Below are 19412 nucleotides of genomic sequence, written 5' to 3'. Positions count from 1 at the left end.
AGTGCAGCTCTAAGGTGGTAAGTTATTTTTCTGCGTTAGGAAGTTCTCAGCTTTCCTTCCTTCTCTGTATAACCGGGGAAAATAACTCGTGTCCTTTTCTTTGCTTTTTGTAAAACATCCATTTATTGTTATTTAATATATCTTATTCATTTTATTTTTGCAAGTGTTTAAAAAAATTATTTATTTAATTAAAAAAGTGAAACCAAATTTTTTTGGTTTCACTTCACAATTTTACCAATCTTGTGGTTCGTAATTTAAGTCTGCAAATAGACGTCTTTTCTCTTTCTTTGTTAAATCTCTCCACTGCCCAACCGGTAAATTATTCAATTCAATATTCATAATTCTCGTACGTTTTAACGTGTATACTTGATAACCTAAAGCTTCACACATACGGCGAATTTGACGATTTAGCCCTTGTGTTAAAATAATTTGGAACTCATATTTTGATAACTGTGTAACCTCACAAGGAAGCGTTTTTGTTCCTAAAATTTTAACACCCGCTGCCATTTTCTCTAAGAAATCAGGTGTAATTGGCTTATCTACTGAAACGATATATTCTTTCTCATGTTTGTTTTCAGCACGTAAAATTTCATTAACAATATCACCATCATTCGTTAACAAAATTAAACCGTCTGAGTCTTTATCAAGACGTCCAATGTGACTAATTCGTAAAGGATGGTTCACTAAATCGATAATATTACCTTTTACTGATTTTTCACTCGTACATGTAATACCTACTGGTTTATTTAAAGCGATATATACGTGATCTCGAGCAATTCGAAGCTGCTCTCCATTTACTCGTACATCATCACCTGGGTTCACTTGGTCACCAATTTTTGCAACCTTACCGTTAATAATTACTCTTTTCTCATTAATTAGTTTATCCGCTCCACGTCGAGACGCTTTTCCAGCTTCACTAATAAATTTATTGATACGCAAATTAGGCACATCCTTTTCTAAAAAAATTTCAAGCTCACACTGCTTCTACCGTACAATACAAAAGGGTAAGCCTCCTATTATAACTTAAATATATTAACATGAAAGGGTATATAACGTCTTCTATTAATTACTTGTTTATAAGAAAATATCTTTATTATACATTCATTTATACACTTTTTCAGCGTTTAATATACAAGCCATTCTTCCTTACATACAGCTTGTTTTCCTTTTATCTCTTCTATATCTTCATGAATATTAGCTAATTTATATAAATCTGGGAAAATCTCTTTCACATAATGTTGATGCGTCTGTTCATCTTTCCAATACGTTAACACTATGTAACGATTTTCATTTTTTAAAGACTTCCCAACTACTCCACCTAACATTCCTTTTGCTTTTTCCATTCCTTTATTCCAAATTGTTTCTTGCTTCTGTAAAAAATACTTTTCCTTTTCCACCTTTACATCACATATAGCAACTCTTACGAATGATCCTTCTGTAACAACGTCTTTCAAATGCGTATCAGTTATATCATACAACGTTTGAAATAATTCAATTTCACACGAAAGAAACGTATCCTCTTGATTACTATTTAAATAAATTGTATCGTGAGCACCATTCATAAATGATTGATATGTACTTCTATCTTCCCATAAAGTAAATACACACGCCTCATCTTCATACCATCCACCAAATTGTCCATGAAAACCATCTAGATGCCGTATATCACTCCATTTTTCTTGCGCATTTGAAAACAATTCCTTTTTCTCTTCTTCCACCTTACAGTAGATTGTTTTTAGTAACATTTTTAATTCCCCCTTATCTTACATTCCATTTCCCATCTGCAATACTTTCTACTTTTCTCCTAAACGAATATTATTTTTACTCTCTATTTCTTCAGCTCTTATATGTACTAAAGAGGGCCTTTTCATCTCGTATCCTTGTTCAACACGCATATTTATTTCTTCTGTTCCCACAAAAACGATACTTTAAAAGATAGGCTGTTAAATATCCATTTGAACTTCCTTTTGTCACATCTTCCGGGATCCCATAATAGTCTGCAAAATCACGAACATTTAGATCGTTCATTTATTTACATAACATAATTATATTCTTCTAGTTATCTATAGTATTCAAAAAAGCAGCCGCTCTTTCTATCAGCCATTCACCAAACGTACTTAAAAATAATAAAATTTCATTTATATCATTTATCGGTTCAATTACATATTGTAATGCCTTTCTCATATTTTTTTCTTGTTCGGGAAAATGCTTACTAAATAATTCATAGGCAGGATATAAGTCTCTGGAGTAAAGTCCTTCTCTCTCAATTGTCAATGCTAGACCTGCCCTGATTATTATCTTCATAATCCAACGACAACAATCCGCTATATCTTCCACGCCTTTATTATGTATTAACTCTTTGCGTGCTTGTCCAATTTGTTTTCCCAATTGAATAAGATGTTCATAGGCTAACTCCTGACTTACTTTATATTTAGGTAAAGACAATGTTACATCTTCACCAAATATACATACTCCATGTGTCTGTATCATGAAGCTTATAAAAGAAAAACTCTTGGAATTTATCACTTCTTTTTCACTGTAAAAACTCAATTCCACTCCTGTTATACAATTGAATTTTTGCAAAATTTTAATTTCTAGTTTCTTTCGCCAACTTAAGTCTATTAATTCAGGATCCTTTCTCACTAATATAATTACATCTATATCAGCAATACCTTTAATTCCAATCCCTCTTGGAATTGAGCCTCTTATATAAACACTGTGTAAATCATCCTGTAACAACTCACAACAAGTATTTTTTATTTCTTGTATTACCTCCATAAATATAGGTTGAACTTTTTCAATATGTGCATCATTTATAATATATCCTTCATCATCAGTAGAACAAAAACGACCTATCTTTTTTATACTTGGCAATTTATCATCTCATCTCCATACTAAATATTATTTTATTCTATACACATAGTAATTATAATTTAAATAATTCAGAATTAAAAATCAAAAGATATAGAAAGTAAACAATCCTACAATATCATTCACTTCCTATCTCTCTTATCATCAATTATTTTTCAAATAAATAATACGTAATTTCTCCCGGATAATGTACTACTGCTACCTTCCTTTCCCCTTTTTTAAAACTAACAGTATGCCCGTTTTCCCCTAAGTTCTCCCATCCATTTGCTTTTGTAATAGGCATTACACTTATATATTGATAGTCCTCTTCATTATCATCGTTAATATAGATTGCTGACATTGGCACTGGAAAATCTTTAATTTTAGATTCTTTGTCTACATATATGAGTGCAAATAAACCAACTAATAACATAGCCATTGAAATACTTAAAACCAGTTTTCTTCTATTCATTTTCACTAAAAACCCTCTTTTCTCGCATATAACTTTCATCATTTTACTAAATTTAATTATTCATGTATAGAAAAGACATAATTTAAATTATTTCTAACCTATTTTCTCTACTTTAAACAACATTATTGTTATATATTATAATTATAAGTTTTTAAATTTTGGAGGCGTTACATATTGCAGAAATTACTTTTTACTAAATGGACAGTTGTTATTTCTATTTTCATCATTTTCGGTACGATTTTCTATGTTACTAATGTTAAAAATAACAACGAAAAAGCAACTGTAGAAACAGCGGAGACAAAAACTTTCAAAACGAAATTACAACCTAAAATTCATGAATTGACTACTCATTATAATGACATCATCGAAAAAGATTGGTTACCTGCCTGGGAAGAGATTAACACGAATGGAGATTCAGTAGATCGAAATAAACTATTAGTTACAATGAGTGCTGTTTCCAAACAGTACGAAACAATTATGAACGAAATAGACACGCTTAAAATTGAAGAAAACATAACAGATATAGATATACAAAAACAACTACTTCAATTCACAACTCAGTTTAAATCCGCATCAAATTTCATGAAAAATGCAGCAAATTTGATTATAGACGGAGCAAATAACTCTACTTCAACCAATGAAACTATTGAAAAAACAAAACAAGCTTTAGGACTTGCGGATCAACATATTGTCATCGCTTTATCTACTTTAAATGAAGTTGAAGATAAATTAGGACTTACAAAAAAATAAAACTATTTACTATTTTAAAATAAAAAATGATTGCAATTCACAATTTGTATGTCTATAATGTTTTTATTGATTTACAATCAATGTGTTTATAAATTTTATAATTCGGATGAACCATTCAGGAGAAGGTCTATTGATCTACCGACGGGGCAAAAAGTTGTTATACCAACTTTGAAACTCTCAGGTCTTGGTTACAAGTAGAACTGCATGGGGACGAATCTCTGGAGAGACTCCCTCTCGCTTTCATAGAGCGCGGAGGAAAACGAGCACCGAAGGAGCAAATCCGCTACTTTAGCGGATAATCTCTCAGGTAAAAGGACAGAGACAAGCGAAAGAAAAAGCCGATTGTATCGGTTTATTTTTCTATCCCTTGTTTCTCCAGAGACCATTTCATTTACTTGAAGTGGTTTTTATTTTTTCTAAAAAAGGAGAATAAAGATGGAGACAGTAAGTAAAGTATTAGAACAACTAAATCAATACGTGTGGGGATTACCAACTTTGTTGCTACTCGTTGGAACAGGTATCATTCTCACAGTGCGTTTGAAAGGTTTACAGTTTAGTAAACTATTATACGCTCACAAACTAGCGTTTAAAAAATCAGAAGATACTTCTTCTTCTGGAGATATTAGTCACTTCCAAGCACTCATGACAGCTATGGCCGCAACGATTGGTATGGGTAATATAGCCGGTGTTGCAACAGCGGTTACAATTGGTGGTCCTGGTGCAATATTTTGGATGTGGATTACCGCTTTATTCGGTATGGCAACAAAATATGCAGAGGCAATACTTGCAGTGAAATATCGTGTTAGTAATGAAAATGGTGAATATTCAGGTGGACCAATGTATTATTTAGAGCGTGGTTTAGGTAAGAAATGGCTTGCTATATTATTCGCTATATTTGGTACAACTGCTTCTTTCGGTATTGGTAATATGGTGCAATCTAACTCAGTTGCAGAGGCAATGCGAATTAATTTCTCTTTCCCTCCTGCTTTAACTGGTATAGTAATGTCATTTTTAATCGCAATTGTTATTTTAGGCGGTGTAAAAAAAATCGGGAAAGTGACGGGATATGTCGTTCCTATTAAAGCTTTCTTTTATATAATTGCTGGTCTTATAATTATTTTCTATCACTACGACCAAATTCCAGAAGCATTTTCACTTATTTTTTCTGGTGCATTTAATGGTACAGCAGCTGCTGGTGGTTTTATTGGGGCAACAGTTGCATCAGCTATCCAAATCGGAATGGCGCGTGGTGTATTTGCGAACGAAGCTGGTTTAGGGAGTGCACCAATTGCGGCGGCGGCGGCAAAAACCGATTCGCCTGCAAAGCAAGCTTTAGTTTCAATGACTGGTACTTTTCTAGATACGTTTATTGTATGTACAATTACAGGACTAGTATTAATTACTACAGGCGCTTGGAAATCAGGTAAAACTGGTGTTGAAGCTACAACACTTGCATTCCAATCTGTATTCGGTACTGCTGGTAGTATGATTCTCGGTATCGCAATTATTTTATTTGCCTACTCTACTATTTTAGGCTGGTCGTATTATGGAGAAAAATGTGTAGCTTATTTATTCGGAGAAAGTGCAGTTAAATATTATAAAGCAATCTTTATTTTCATGATTGCAATTGGTGCTAATTTAAAGCTAGGAATCGTATGGACATTTGCTGATATTGCAAATGGACTTATGGCAATTCCAAACTTGATTGGTCTGATTGGATTAAGTAGTATTGTTGTTGCTGAAACGAATCGCTTTTTACAAGCAGAGAAATTGAAAGAAAATAATAAAAAACAGGCAAGTTAATCTATGAAAAAAGGAATGACTCATACATGATGAGCATTCCTTTTTTCATCCCCTCTTTTACTTAATTACTATCATTAAAAATATATTTATATCAATATTTACTCCTTTTTATTCCTCCAAAAGTTTTTCACATAAATGTCATAAATCGTATGGTCTAACTATATAGTTGAAAAGGAATGCGACATTAAAGTGTCGCTGAAAAACTCATCCAAGAAAAGGGAGGAAAAATCTTTTGAAAAACAAAATCATTGTTTTCCTATCTGTTTTATCATTTATTATTGGTGGTTTCTTCTTTAACACGAATACTTCAAGTGCTGAAACATCATCTACTGATTACGTTCCTAACCAATTAATCGTTAAGTTCAAACAAAATGCATCTTTAAGTAATGTGCAATCTTTTCATAAATCTGTCGGAGCTAATGTCTTATCTAAAGATGATAAGTTAGGTTTTGAAGTCGTACAATTTTCAAAAGGTACTGTAAAAGAAAAAATAAAGAGTTATAAAAATAATCCAGATGTGGAATATGCAGAACCAAATTATTACGTTCACGCCTTTTGGACTCCAAACGACCCATATTTTAATAATCAATATGGATTACAAAAGATTCAAGCTCCACAAGCTTGGGATAGCCAACGAAGTGATCCTGGTGTAAAAGTAGCTATTATTGATACAGGAGTTCAAGGCTCACACCCTGATCTGGCTTCGAAAGTAATTTACGGGCATGATTATGTTGATAACGACAATACATCTGATGATGGTAATGGTCATGGTACACATTGCGCTGGAATTACTGGAGCACTTACGAATAACAGCGTCGGAATTGCTGGTGTTGCCCCACAAACTTCAATTTATGCTGTCCGCGTATTAGATAATCAAGGAAGTGGTACTCTTGATGCTGTAGCGCAAGGTATTCGAGAAGCTGCTGATTCGGGTGCAAAAGTAATTAGTTTAAGTTTAGGAGCTCCAAATGGTGGTACTGCATTACAACAAGCCGTTCAATATGCATGGAATAAAGGCTCTGTTATAGTTGCAGCTGCTGGAAATGCTGGAAATACAAAAGCTAATTACCCTGCTTATTACAGCGAAGTAATTGCAGTTGGTTCTACAGATCAATCAGATAGAAAATCTTCATTCTCTACTTATGGTAGCTGGGTAGATGTTGCAGCACCAGGTTCAAATATATATTCAACATATAAAGGAAGCACGTATCAATCATTAAGTGGTACATCTATGGCAACACCTCATGTTGCAGGAGTCGCTGCTCTTTTAGCAAATCAAGGATATAGTAATACACAAATTCGCCAAATTATTGAGTCAACTTCTGATAAAATTAGTGGTACAGGTACGTACTGGAAAAACGGTAGAGTCAATGCATATAAGGCTGTACAATACGCTAAGCAATTACAAGAAAATAAAGCTTCTTAAGAAAACTTTAATCAATCGATCTACCATGAATGCGGAATAAAATAGAAGGAGAGACTTCTATAATTAAAGCCTCTCCTTCTTACAAACTATATTACTCTCCCTGCTTTTTAACCATATGTAAATACAGTACAAAATCCATCATTGTCGACGAATGACCAAGTTGACGGATCATCGCTGTTATATTTCCTCTATGATATGTACCATGATTTACGACATGTTGCACTAATTCTAAAATCGAAGTTTCTAATTTCCCTACATATGGATTCTCAATAACAAATACAGCATTCACATCTTGTATTGTAATTAAAAAATCTTTATATTGATTTGCCATGTTTTCAAACATTTTTTCTAATTCATGTAACGATTTAGTTTCAATTTGTTTTCGTAAATCTTCTCGGTCTTGTATTGCTTCATTCATACTTTTACCATGCAATATATGTAACCACACTTGATCTGTAATATAAATATGCACAAAAGTATCCTTAATGGATGGAAATACACTCTGTATCTGCTCCTTAAAAATTGTCTCATAGTTTGGTAACTCTTTTAATCGATTGAATAATCTTGTATTAGCCCAAGCATGATAATCACACTGTTTTAATATATAATCTTTCAATTTATATTACCTCCTTATTGTATGAAACGAATGGTTTGTTTCTTCATTTCTGATTCTCTATCAGCCTTTGCAATCCCTTTTTCTTTCATTTCATGCTCATTTATCGTTTTATATTTTACATACGTATAAAATTCCGTTTGAAATGGAAATGGTGTAATCCGAATTGTTTCCTCGTCCACCCATTCAGCTTGAATAAGTTTCTCCTCTTTACCATTAAACATTTCTGTTCCTTCAAAACCATCTTTAAATAAATCAATTTCATCTTTCTTTTTGACACCAGGCTTATTCATACATACGTATAAAGAAAGTTCATCACAAAACTTTAATAATCTATAATGTTTATCGAACATCGCAAACTGTTCCTTTGTTAACGTTTTCAAGATTCTTTTTTGTCGTTCTAATTCATGTTTATAAAATGACATCATCTCTTCATCTTCCTCGTTTAGTGGAAATGATAAAAAATGTTTACTACAAAGCAATGCCCCGTATGGATTAGAATTTTCAATTTCATTCAAACCAATCGTATAAAAAACAAAACGTAATGGGCTTGGACAATCCATAAATGTATATGGAATATTTTTAGCATCATTCAAAATTGGTACTTTATCAAGCTCTATCCATCCTCTGTCATGCTCATATATTGCATCAACTGTTTCTTTTAAATATGTTTTACTTTCAAAAAAGTCTTCTTTTATATGTTTTGCAATCTCTCCAGCTAAAAAACCATGATCATGTTGACGAATTAATATACTTTCCTTCTCATTTTTTTCACGAAAAATCATTCATATACTCCCCCTCATCCTCATATTAAAGCTTTTTATATGCATCGATTCTTAATTAATCCCTAAATAATAGAAGGGATTCAGTCTCTTGCAACGAAATTAACATAATTATATAGTATTCTATCTAATCATAGTGATAGCTTTATCTTTACTATCTATTATACTAAAACATTCATTCCAAAAATTTTTTTATGAGGTGAAAACATGAACAAAACAGAATTAATTAAAAACGTAGCTCAATCAGCTGATATTTCTCAAAAGGACGCTTCTGCAGCTGTACAATCCGTATTTGACACAATTGCTAATGCATTACAATCTGGAGATAAAGTTCAACTAATCGGTTTTGGAACTTTTGAAGTGCGCGAAAGATCTGCTCGTACAGGACGTAATCCGCAAACTGGCGAAGAAATTCAAATCGCCGCTGGTAAAGTTCCTGCATTTAAAGCAGGTAAAGAATTAAAAGAAGCTGTTAAATAAACAAGAAACCAGCCATTTTATAGGCTGGTTTCTTGTTTTTATTTAAGCAATTGCTTTATATTCTCTGCATGATACACTTCACAAATATAAAATACACATTTGCATTTACTTACAATTTGATACTTTCTAGTTGGATACACATTCGCTGTAACAGAACATCCATCAAACAATTCAATAATATTTCCAGATGGCTGATATCCTTCATATAATACATTTCTTCTTACTTCCATCTTTTCTATAAGCTTTTCAACAGGAATATTTCCACTCTCTAATTCACTCTTTATTGCGTCCGGTAAAAACGAAGTGTCTGCAAAAATTAGATTTTCAGATAACACCTTGCCTTTATAACTAACATTAGATACACGGTAAAGAAATGTTCCATCTTTATCAAAGAAATTCTTTGCTTCTTTCGGAATGTACTGTCTACCAAGTGCCTCTTGTTCAAGAACATCAAACTGAACTGTATCATTTAAAAGCTTTTCTAAAGCATGAATGGATGATGTATCTCCAGAAAATAAAATATTTTTAATTGCTTGTACGTTATAAGTGAATTCATTCTTTCTATTTTCCGCTACTAACATGAGGAACACCTCTTCTATAATTTTTTTATTTAAGATTTAAAAGTGCTGCCGCATCTAATTGCGTAATTTCAGTTACTTCCTTACTGAATATTGCAACAGAGGCCCTATAATCTAAACTAGGCTTTACATCTTCCATCATTGTATTATTTAATAACTCTTGTCTATCCTTAAAAACCAACAAGTTTGGAGGATCGTTTGGAGCTGATACTGTAATATGTACTGGCGGAATCATTAGTCCTTCACCTGTCGCTTTCAGCACCGCTTCTTTTCGAGTCCAATATGTTAAAAATCCTTCTATTTTCTGTTCATTTGGCAGTTTCATAACTTGCGCTATTTCAATGTCTGTTAATACACCTTCTGCCATTTTCATAACATCTACATTTGGATTCATTTGTTCTACATCTATGCCAACAGGTGCAGATTTTGTAAAAGCAACGACAACCCACTCACCTGAATGCGAAACGGATAATTGCGGCATACCTTCTGGTAATTGTGGTCTTCCATGCTGCACTTTACATACTGAGCACATTCGATCAATTGGTACTTGGACTGGTGACATAGAAAGTATCTTACCGAGAACTAATCTACTTATTACGCAACCTATTATAAAACGAGCTCGATCTGCCGAATGATGATACGAATTTGCTTTCTCTCGCTCTATATCATTTAGTAAATTGTAATGCCATGATTGTAAATCCGAAATTCTTGCCCACCATATTTGACAATCATTCTCATTCAAAGTTGGAATAGAATCTACAACTTTACTTTCTATCATGTAAACTCTCCTTTATTCAACGAATATCAATTTTCATAAGAAAGCATGCGTATATTGTTATTCATTGACAAGTACTTTCTCTTTTTCTGATACAGATAATGTTTTTTCTTTCTTCTTTGACATTACCTCTTTATCGGAAATACGTAAAGAAAATAGTAGTGCAATGAGCAAAAATATTGCTGATCCAATTAATGCTGCTTGATATGGTAAAAAATCGGATTGAGCGTTATTACTTCCAAAACCAGCTAGTATACTAGCTAAAACAGCTACTCCTATTGCTGAACCTAATCGATTTTGCACATTGAATATAGTAGTAGCTCTCCCCATAGAAGGCGGCGTGATATTGTTAAAGGCAGAAAATTGAACCGCACCGACAGATTGACCTAAGAAAATACCGATACCAAACAATAATGCGCGGATTTGCCACGGATTCGTATCGTGATTTACAAAACTTAATAAAACAAAGATAACCACGGTACAAATTAATCCAATAGAAATTACCTTTCGCGCTCCTAATTTTTTATATGACCATGGCACAATTTGTGAAGAAATCATTAATCCAATCGCCTCTGGAAATGTCGTAAGTCCTGATTCCAGCGCGGAAACTCCTATCACATTTTGATACATAAGTGGAAAAACAAATAACATTCCTAGTAAACCAGCTGATGAAAATAATGATATAAGACTCATCTTTCTAAACACTGGTTCTTTTAATAAACGTAAATCTAACATCGGTTGCTTTACTTTCAGTTCTACGATTATAAACAATGTAATGAATACACCCCCAGCTATCCCAGTACTCATAATTTCTGGAGAAATCCACCCTTTTGATGGTCCCTGGCTGAGCGCATATATGAGCATCGCAAATCCTGGTGCTGATAAAATAAAGCCGAGCGAATCAAAGCGACCAGCTGATTTTTCAACATGCTCTGCTAAAAATAGAAGTCCAAATAGCAATGCAACGATTCCAAACGGTAGATTAATATAAAATGCCCAACGCCAAGACATTTGATCTACAAAGAAACCACCGATGATAGGACCAATTGCTGGTGCTACAGCAATTGGAAGTATAATGAACCGAGAAATCTTCGGTCTTTCCTCTGGTGAAAATGTTCGAAATAACATTGCCATTCCAACTGGTGTTAAAAGCCCTCCACCAGCACCTTGAATAATACGGAAAATATTCAATGAAGTAATATCGTTAGCCATTCCGCATAAAGCAGAGGCAATTGTAAATACGAAAAGAGCAATTAAAAATACTCTTTTCGTACCAAATCGATCTCCTAACCAACCAGAAATCGGAAGGAAAACAGCTAAACTAACTAAATACCCAACATTAACCGTCCCCATTGCAGATGCAGGTACTTGTAGTTCTCTACTTATCGATTGCAGTGCTACATTTACAATCGTTGCGTCCATCGCAGCCATAAACATCGCAGTTATATAAACGATACTTACAACTACTTTTGGATTTAGTTTTTCTTTCATTATCGTTTTCCTGCTAATGTTTTTTCGCGAACTTGATTACTTTTTGGATTCAAATCTTTCCAGTTATATTCAACATATTCTAAGCAGCTCTGCCTACTAGCTTCTTCATATACGATATTCCAGCCAATAGGTACATCGAGAAAAGCAGGCCAGAGAGAATACTGGCCCTCCTCATTTATTAATACTTTATATGTGTAATTATCATTTTCAAATGGATTCGTCATACTCTACTTACCCCTTTCTTATTCTGCAAATATTTCGCTAATACTTGTCCAATTTCCGTAAGCGGACCTGGCTGACATAGATCTTTATGTCTACAATCAATATCGTGCTGCACAATTTGCCCGTCTAAATAATTTAGCCACGTATTTGGAGAAATAGGATCAAACCAGTCTGGTATAACAGTAGATCTAAAGAACAGGATATCTCCGTTATAAACTTTCGGTACATATTTCCCTAACAACCCTACTGAATTTACATATGTTTCTTTCAAGTTCAATATAGTCTCTTCTTCAAGACTTGCTAATGCACTTCCATCTTTACGAAGGATTTCAACTGCACTTTCCATTGTAAGTGGTTTACCATCCATGTTATCTGGGTCATATCCGCCTAAAGCAAGTAATGCGATTAACGCTTCCTCTTCAGTAGGCGCTTCCGTATTCGGTAAGAAGTGTCCAGGATAAGAGTCAAGCATAACAAGTAATTCTACTTCTTCCCCTTCATTTTGTAATTGCGCCGCCATTGCATGCACAACATTTCCTCCAAGCGACCAACCTAATAAACGATATGGTCCATGAGGCTGTACTTCACGAACGTGTTTCAAGTAATCCGCCGCCATCTCCTCTAAACTTTTTGGAAGTTCTTCATTTTTAGCAATACCACGTGCTTGCACACCATAAATTGGATAATCTGTTCCTAAAGATTTCATAAGTCCTGCATAGCACCAACTTAATCCACCTGCTGGATGTACACAAAATAGTGGTAATTGATCCCCGCTTGCTCGTAATGGAAGCAACACATCAAGTGCACTTTGACCATTCCCCATCTCAAGTCTTTCAGCTAACCCTGCAACAGTCGGTGCTGCAAATAAAGTACCAATGTTTAGTTCCACTCCAAGCGCCTCTTTCATGCGGCTCATAAGCTGCACTGCAAGGAGTGAATGACCACCAAGATCAAAGAATCCGTCATCAATTCCAATTTGAGGTACACTTAGCACTTCTGTAAACAAGTCACATAACATTTCTTCTTGCGGTGTTCTTGGACCACGACTAGAAGATGATGCGATAAATGCTGGAGCTGGCAATGCCTTTCTATCTAATTTACCGTTTGGAGTTAAAGGTAACTCATTTACTACTACAAAAGCGTATGGAACCATATAATCTGGTAAACTACCACTAGCAAACTGACGCATTTCATTCGTATCAATTGCTTCATTATTTGATGCAACGATATAAGAAACTAACCGTTTATCCCCTGGTTGATCTTCACGTACAATAACGGCTACTTGCTCAGCTTTAGGGTGCTTCATTATGACTGCTTCTATTTCTCCTAATTCAATTCGGAATCCACGAATTTTGATTTGATGATCTGCACGTCCTATATAATCTAGCGTCCCATCATTACGCCAGCGAGCTAAGTCTCCTGTACGATACATTCTTGTACCTGGCTTGCCAAATGGATCTGCGATAAAGCGTTCAGCCGTTAATCCTGCTCTTCCTAAATATCCACGCGCAAGTCCTGCACCTGCAACATACATTTCTCCAACTACTCCAGGTGGGACTGGTTGTAAATAGTTGTCTAACACATACACTTTAAGGTCAGGTATACTGCACCCAATTAAACTATTTGCCCGTAAAGAGACGATAGTTTCATCTAATTCAATATAACTAACATGTACTGTCGTCTCTGTAATACCATACATATTAATAAGCTTTGGTGCGTTATGAGGATGTCGACTATACCAATCTTCTAAGCGACTTAGCTCAAGTGCTTCTCCTCCAAAAACAACATATCGTAAAGATAATTTTTGGCCAATCTCTTCATTTTCACGATCTGCTTGCATCAATTGGTAGAACGCTGATGGAGTTTGGTTTAAAACCGTAACCTTTTCTTTAACAAGAAGCTGTAAAAATTCTTTCGGCGAGCGACTTACAGTATGTGGAACTACAACTAAACGCCCTCCGTATAATAAAGGTCCCCAAATTTCCCAAACTGAGAAATCAAAAGCATATGAATGGAACATCGTCCAAACATCGTTTCCGTCAAACTGGAACCAATGATCAGTTGCTCCTAAAAGTCTCACTACATTTTGATGAGGTATCATAACGCCTTTCGGTCTGCCCGTTGACCCTGACGTATAAATAACGTAAGCAATATGTGATGCAGATAATGGCTTAATTCGTTCCACTTCATCAATATTGTCTTCACTATATTTCTCAACCTCTGCTATTACTTTCACATCATCAACTAAAACTTTTAGTGCCTCATTACATTCAATTTCCACTTCTGAATTCGTTAAAACACATGATGGTTTCGCATCGTGTAGCATAAATGAAATACGGTCTGCTGGGTAATCTGGATCTAACGGAAGGTATCCAGCACCAGCTTTAAGAACAGCTAATAAGCTTACAACCATGTTTAATGATCTTGGCATCGCTAAAGCAACGAGTTGATCAGGACCAATCCCTTTTGCTATTAGGAATCGAGCTATTTTATTTGCTTTTCTATTTAACTCTTCATAAGTTAATTTCTTATCTTCAAAGACAACAGCAATAGAATTTGGATTTATATGAGCCTGCTTTTCAAACAATTGTGGCAATGTCATTTCTGGTGCAATTTGAAAACCACCATTCCACTTTTCTAACACTGTATTTTTCTCTGCTAAAGTTAATATTTCTAATCTGCCAATGGATTGATCTGGATTTGTAGTTGCATCATCTAATAACAAAATGAATCGTTCTATTAGTTTTTGAACCGTTTCACGTTTATATAAATCGGTACTAAACTCTAGTAATCCATGTAAACCGTTCGGAGTACCATCAACCCCGTTACTCTCACTAATTTCAAATGTTAAATCAAATTTTGCAGAACCAACGCTTTGAATTTCAAGGCTCGCTTCTAAATCTGGTACATGAAACGTTGCTTCTGGTGTATTTTGAAAAGCTAACATAACTTGAAACAACGGATGGCTGTTTCGAGTACGTACTGGATTTAATACTTCAACAAGCCTTTCAAATGGAACATCTTGATTTTCATAAGCTGCAAGATTTACCTGCTTCACTCTATTTAATAATTCTTTAAAACTTGGATCTCCTGAAGTATTTGTACGTAACACTAATGTATTTACAAATAAACCAACAATATCTGAAAGTACATCATCATTTCTTCCAGCAATCGGACTTCCAATTGGTATATCAGTGCCTGCACCTAATCTTGTAAATAGTGCACTAAGCCCTGCTTGCAATACCATAAACAAACTAACTCCATTTTTACGTGCAAGCTCTACTAACCTACTATGCATACCTTCATCTATATGAAAATGAATTGTTTCCCCGCGGTAACTCGTCTCAATTGGACGCTGGAAATCTGTAGGTAACTCCATTTGGTCTGGTAAACCTTTAAGTTCTTCTTTCCAAAAATCTAATTGTGTTGAAATAAGACTCTCTTGTGTCGTTTCATCACCTAGCAATTGCTGTTGCCAAAGTGCATAATCTGCGTATTGAACTGGTAGTGTCTCCAGCTGAACTCTGTCACCTTGACATCGCGCTTTATACGCCGCTGTAAAATCTCTCGTTAACGGCTGTAATGACCAGCCATCACCTACAATATGATGTAATAGAATTAATAATACATGTTCGTTTTCACTCATTGTAAAAAGTTGCAAACGAACTGCCGGCTCAAAATCGAGGTTAAAGCTATATCTTACCGCCTCTGAAAGTACACTTTCTAATTCATCTTTACATGTATTAGTTATAACCATTTCTAAATTTAAGTTTTCCATATCTAAAATTTTCTGATAGGAACTACCTAATACGTTAGGGAAAATTGTTCTAAGTGTTTCATGTTTCTCAACTACATCATAAAAAGCACCTTGTAATGCTTCCCGATTCAATATTCCATTCATACGAATGACTAGCGGAATATTATAAGTAGGACTTGGACCTTCTAAACAATTTAAGAACCATAACCTGCGCTGTGCAAATGAAAGTGGAACTTCATTTGGCCTACTTGCTTTCTGAATAGCTGGTCTTGCGCTTTTTGCATGGTTTAATTGTTTCGCCAGTTCGGCAACAGTTGGTGATTCAAATAGTTTCCCAATTCCTAATTCCACACTTAACGTTTCACGAATTCTTGCCATTAAACGAGATGCGAGAAGTGAATGTCCACCCATTTCAAAGAAATTATCATCAATGCTAATTCGAGAAACACCAAGTACTTCTGCAAATAAATCACATAATATTTCTTCTTTCGGATTTCTAGCAACTCTCTCATTGTTCATTCCATTAAAATCAGGAGCAGGTAATTTCTTTCTGTCAACCTTACCATTTGGCGTTAATGGTAATACTTCTAGCACAACAAATGTCGATGGTATCATATAATTCGCTAAACTTTCTGAAACATAAGAACGAATTTCTGAAAGATTAATCGGTTCCTTTTCTTCTGCAACGATATACGCAATGATGCGTTTATCATTTGCACGATCTTCTCGTACCATTACTACCGCTTGTTGAATATTTTCATGTCGTTGTAATACCGTTTCAATTTCAGCTAATTCAATTCGGAATCCACGAATTTTAATTTGATGATCTGCGCGACTAATGTACTCTAACGCACCATCACTATGCCATTTCACAAGATCTCCTGTACGGTACATGCGCTTCCCTGATTCTCCATAAGGATTTGCAACAAACCGTTCAGCTGTTAACTCAGGTTTTCCTAAATATCCGCTTGCAAGTCCTTCCCCTGCAATATATAATTCCCCAATAACTCCAGGTGGCACTGGTTGTAACCCTGCATCCAATACATACACTTCTGTATTGCAAATTGGTTTTCCAATAGGAGGTATGCCCTTTTCACCTTCATCAATGTTCATGAAAGTAGACCAAATCGTCGTTTCAGTTGGTCCATATAAATTAGTTATTGAGCAACCTAATTCTCGTAATTTATTTGCTAAATGCGCTGGAAGAGCTTCACCACCAACAAGTATGCTTAGCCCTTGTAGCTTCTCTGGATAATCAGTTACTAACGCCTGCCAAAGCGTCGGTGTAGCCTGCATAATGGTCACTCTTTCTTCATGTAAAAGTGTCGTTAATGCAGAAGGCTCTTGTATGTCTTCTTTTTGCGCAATTGTTAAACTTGCACCACTAATAAGAGGTAAATAAATTTCTAGTGCAGAAATATCAAATGCAAACGTTGTAACTGCTAATAAATGATCATTTTCATTTAATGAAAACTTTTGTTGCATAGCCATTAAAAAGTTACTTAAACCTCTCATAGGAACAATTACACCTTTTGGGTTTCCTGTTGAGCCTGAAGTATATATTGTATAGGCTGGGTTTAACAGTGATACATCATTCTTACATGCTATATTCATACGAGAATATGTATGTAACGCTAGTTTCGTTTCTTCGTCATCTAATACAATTTTTTTCATATCCTTTTCTATAACTAACTTAGATGAAACAGATGAATGTGTTATGATACAAACTGGTTTTGCATCATTTACTATATAAGTAACTCTATCTGCTGGGTATTCTGGATCTATTGGTAAATACGCTGCACCAGCCTTTAAGACTGCTAGCATACTAACTACCATTTCTATTGATCTAGGGAATACTAAAGCTACAAACTGATTTGGTCGTATTCCTTCTTCTACTAAATAATGTGCTAGTTCATTCGCTCGTTCATTTAGCTCTTTATACGTAAGGATTACACCGTCACAAGTAATCGCTAGTTTATTGGGATTTTTTTTCACTTGTTTTTCAAATGATATAGGCAGACTGATTAATTCATCGTCTTCCTTCGTTTCATTCCATTCCAATAAAACTTTATGATTTTCTTCAGGCAGAGTAATGTTTATTTTTCCAATCGACTCGTTTTTCTCATAATTATTTATTACTAATTCAAATAGATTCATAAATCTTTCTTTATGCAATGCTAGCTCCGCGTTATTATATACTTCAGGATTTGCATCAAAATGAATCATTATCTCATTTTGATCAAAACGTTTATATACATTTATCGATAAATCATCGACAGGTCCTGCTGATAAGTTATGCGTAATACCACGATTTCCAGCAAAATTAAGCCCGTAATCAAAAGGCATAACATTCACTAACGGTCCAAACAACCTTTGATTTTCACCTAGTAACTTTAAATCTCTTCTTAATTCCTCATGACGGTATTTATAATGGCGACGGACATCTCGGATTTCTTTAGAAACTTGCTGCAATAATTCCGCAAGAGTTATATTTGGAGTTACTGTAATACGAAGTGGAACTAAATTCATTACCATACTTGGTGTATGAATAGATACAGAACCTAGACGTCCCATCATCGGTAGACCTAAAACAATATCATTTTCACCTGTTAATTTATGCATATAAATACTTGTTACAGCCACAATGAATTCCGGCCAACTTGTTAACGAAATATTGATATCTTCTAGTAAAGTTTTCGTGCTAGAACTAGATAAATAAGCTGTTTCTCGTGAAAATCCATTTGATGTTCTCGGTGCTCGTTCTGCCAAACTTACAACTTCTGGGGCATCTGCAAACTTTTCTAACCAAAAAGTACGATCTTCCTGAAATTGTTTAGACTCACGATACTCAATATCTTCTTGCACGACTTTTGCAAGAGAACCAAATGGTTTTTCATTCTTGTTTGTTTCTTCTATAAGTGATGTATACTCATTCGCTACTTTTTGGCTAAGAAGTGAAAATCCATAGCCATCCATCACAATGTGATGGATGCGCTGATACCAAAAGAAACGATTATTTTCAACTTGAATAAGTGCCTCAGTAAATAAAGTATCTTTTTTCAAATCGACTGGCATAGATAAATCATTTTTCATCCATACTTTAGCAGCTTCTTCAGGATTTTCTTCTTTACGAACGTCAATAAAATGCATATGAAACTGTGATTCTTCAATAACTTGCCATGGGCCAATTTCATCCTCTTCGAAGCGAACATGAAGTGCTTCTGTTTCCATTACAACTTTACGTACAGCTAATTCAAAAATGTCTTGATGAATATTTCCGTTTATTTCTACATATTCCCCAGTATTATAAATTGGATTAAGCGGATCTAATTGTTGCGCAAACCACATACCAGACTGCGCAGATGATAACGAATGACGAATCTTTTGACTGTTAGGCATTCTTTACTACCCCT

The 19412-nt window shown here is 34.7% G+C and carries 15 protein-coding genes and 1 riboswitch; of the genes, 4 read left to right on the top strand and 11 right to left on the bottom strand.

The annotated features are described in order from the left end of the window. Positions 1 to 231: 231 nt before the first annotated feature. The 4 genes from rluF to MR107_RS21505 form a co-directional block, all read right to left on the bottom strand. Positions 232 to 939 (bottom strand): 23S rRNA pseudouridine(2604) synthase RluF, encoded by a 708-nt coding sequence (gene rluF, locus MR107_RS21520; RefSeq protein WP_140158353.1) that lies wholly within the window; start codon positions 937 to 939, stop codon positions 232 to 234. A 185-nt stretch (positions 940 to 1124) separates the two neighbouring features. Next, the gene (locus MR107_RS21515; RefSeq protein ID WP_086404644.1) at positions 1125 to 1745 is read right to left on the bottom strand and encodes a YdbC family protein; all 621 of its coding nucleotides are present in this window, start codon (positions 1743 to 1745) and stop codon (positions 1125 to 1127) included. A gap of 310 nt (positions 1746 to 2055) precedes the next feature. Continuing rightward, on the bottom strand, positions 2056 to 2874 hold the full coding sequence (locus MR107_RS21510; RefSeq protein ID WP_086404642.1) for a nucleotidyltransferase family protein: 819 nt from the start codon (positions 2872 to 2874) through the stop codon (positions 2056 to 2058). 145 nt (positions 2875 to 3019) lie between these two features. After that, positions 3020 to 3364 (bottom strand): hypothetical protein, encoded by a 345-nt coding sequence (locus MR107_RS21505; protein WP_140158352.1) that lies wholly within the window; start codon positions 3362 to 3364, stop codon positions 3020 to 3022. 132 nt (positions 3365 to 3496) lie between these two features. Here MR107_RS21505 and MR107_RS21500 point away from each other — a divergent pair, with 132 nt between their 5' ends. From MR107_RS21500 to MR107_RS21490, 3 genes are all read left to right on the top strand, one after another. After that, positions 3497 to 4072, top strand: a complete 576-nt coding sequence (locus MR107_RS21500; RefSeq protein WP_033696325.1) for a hypothetical protein — start codon at positions 3497 to 3499, stop codon at positions 4070 to 4072. A gap of 208 nt (positions 4073 to 4280) precedes the next feature. Then, a riboswitch (glycine riboswitch) is annotated at positions 4281 to 4401 on the top strand. Between the two features lie 106 nt (positions 4402 to 4507). Continuing rightward, positions 4508 to 5875, top strand: a complete 1368-nt coding sequence (locus MR107_RS21495; protein WP_000451037.1) for an alanine/glycine:cation symporter family protein — start codon at positions 4508 to 4510, stop codon at positions 5873 to 5875. A 232-nt stretch (positions 5876 to 6107) separates the two neighbouring features. Further along, positions 6108 to 7301, top strand: coding sequence for a S8 family peptidase (locus tag MR107_RS21490; RefSeq protein ID WP_000790938.1), 1194 nt, complete (start codon positions 6108 to 6110; stop codon positions 7299 to 7301). 91 nt (positions 7302 to 7392) lie between these two features. Here the strand turns inward: MR107_RS21490 and MR107_RS21485 are convergent, their stop codons facing one another. Together MR107_RS21485 and MR107_RS21480 are read right to left on the bottom strand one after the other, a co-directional pair. Next, on the bottom strand, positions 7393 to 7917 hold the full coding sequence (locus MR107_RS21485; RefSeq protein ID WP_000656263.1) for a DinB family protein: 525 nt from the start codon (positions 7915 to 7917) through the stop codon (positions 7393 to 7395). 14 nt (positions 7918 to 7931) lie between these two features. Then, positions 7932 to 8699, bottom strand: a complete 768-nt coding sequence (locus tag MR107_RS21480) for a DUF3891 family protein (RefSeq protein WP_075676965.1) — start codon at positions 8697 to 8699, stop codon at positions 7932 to 7934. Between the two features lie 204 nt (positions 8700 to 8903). Between MR107_RS21480 and MR107_RS21475 the strand changes: the two genes are divergently transcribed. Beyond that, positions 8904 to 9176, top strand: coding sequence for an HU family DNA-binding protein (locus tag MR107_RS21475; protein ID WP_001043905.1), 273 nt, complete (start codon positions 8904 to 8906; stop codon positions 9174 to 9176). A gap of 38 nt (positions 9177 to 9214) precedes the next feature. Here MR107_RS21475 and MR107_RS21470 read toward each other — a convergent pair whose 3' ends face one another. From MR107_RS21470 to MR107_RS21450, 5 genes are read right to left on the bottom strand one after another with little or no spacing between them, the layout of a single operon-like run. After that, positions 9215 to 9757 (bottom strand): hypothetical protein, encoded by a 543-nt coding sequence (locus MR107_RS21470; protein ID WP_000959125.1) that lies wholly within the window; start codon positions 9755 to 9757, stop codon positions 9215 to 9217. A 25-nt stretch (positions 9758 to 9782) separates the two neighbouring features. Beyond that, positions 9783 to 10532, bottom strand: coding sequence for a 4'-phosphopantetheinyl transferase Sfp (sfp, locus tag MR107_RS21465; protein ID WP_000573004.1), 750 nt, complete (start codon positions 10530 to 10532; stop codon positions 9783 to 9785). Between the two features lie 57 nt (positions 10533 to 10589). Continuing rightward, positions 10590 to 12020: an MDR family MFS transporter gene (locus tag MR107_RS21460; protein ID WP_061457162.1), complete on the bottom strand. Its 1431-nt coding sequence runs from the start codon at positions 12018 to 12020 to the stop codon at positions 10590 to 10592. After that, positions 12020 to 12244 carry an MbtH family protein gene (locus MR107_RS21455; RefSeq protein ID WP_000184055.1) on the bottom strand — a complete coding sequence of 75 codons (225 nt, stop codon included), beginning with the start codon at positions 12242 to 12244 and terminating at the stop codon, positions 12020 to 12022. The genes MR107_RS21460 and MR107_RS21455 overlap by 1 nt, the downstream gene beginning before the upstream one ends. After that, positions 12241 to 19398, bottom strand: a complete 7158-nt coding sequence (locus tag MR107_RS21450; RefSeq protein WP_242292686.1) for an amino acid adenylation domain-containing protein — start codon at positions 19396 to 19398, stop codon at positions 12241 to 12243. The genes MR107_RS21455 and MR107_RS21450 overlap by 4 nt, the downstream gene beginning before the upstream one ends. Between the last annotated feature and the right edge of the window lie 14 nt (positions 19399 to 19412).

The organism is Bacillus cereus group sp. BfR-BA-01441 (genome assembly GCF_022663075.1).
Lineage (GTDB): Bacteria > Bacillota > Bacilli > Bacillales > Bacillaceae_G > Bacillus_A > Bacillus_A cereus.
This window is presented reverse-complemented; position numbering and strand designations above follow the sequence as displayed.

What these genes read in the sequence shown, in the direction of transcription:
- MR107_RS21515 (WP_086404644.1), bottom strand. Translation starts at nt 1,745, where the DNA reads ATGTTACTAAAAACAATCTACTGTAAGGTGGAAGAAGAGAAAAAGGAA.
- MR107_RS21505 (WP_140158352.1), bottom strand. Translation starts at nt 3,364, where the DNA reads ATGATGAAAGTTATATGCGAGAAAAGAGGGTTTTTAGTGAAAATGAAT.
- MR107_RS21495 (WP_000451037.1), top strand. Translation starts at nt 4,508, where the DNA reads ATGGAGACAGTAAGTAAAGTATTAGAACAACTAAATCAATACGTGTGG.
- MR107_RS21480 (WP_075676965.1), bottom strand. Translation starts at nt 8,699, where the DNA reads ATGATTTTTCGTGAAAAAAATGAGAAGGAAAGTATATTAATTCGTCAA.
- MR107_RS21475 (WP_001043905.1), top strand. Translation starts at nt 8,904, where the DNA reads ATGAACAAAACAGAATTAATTAAAAACGTAGCTCAATCAGCTGATATT.
- MR107_RS21470 (WP_000959125.1), bottom strand. Translation starts at nt 9,757, where the DNA reads ATGTTAGTAGCGGAAAATAGAAAGAATGAATTCACTTATAACGTACAA.
- sfp (WP_000573004.1), bottom strand. Translation starts at nt 10,532, where the DNA reads ATGATAGAAAGTAAAGTTGTAGATTCTATTCCAACTTTGAATGAGAAT.
- MR107_RS21460 (WP_061457162.1), bottom strand. Translation starts at nt 12,020, where the DNA reads ATGAAAGAAAAACTAAATCCAAAAGTAGTTGTAAGTATCGTTTATATA.
- MR107_RS21455 (WP_000184055.1), bottom strand. Translation starts at nt 12,244, where the DNA reads ATGACGAATCCATTTGAAAATGATAATTACACATATAAAGTATTAATA.
- MR107_RS21450 (WP_242292686.1), bottom strand. Translation starts at nt 19,398, where the DNA reads ATGCCTAACAGTCAAAAGATTCGTCATTCGTTATCATCTGCGCAGTCT.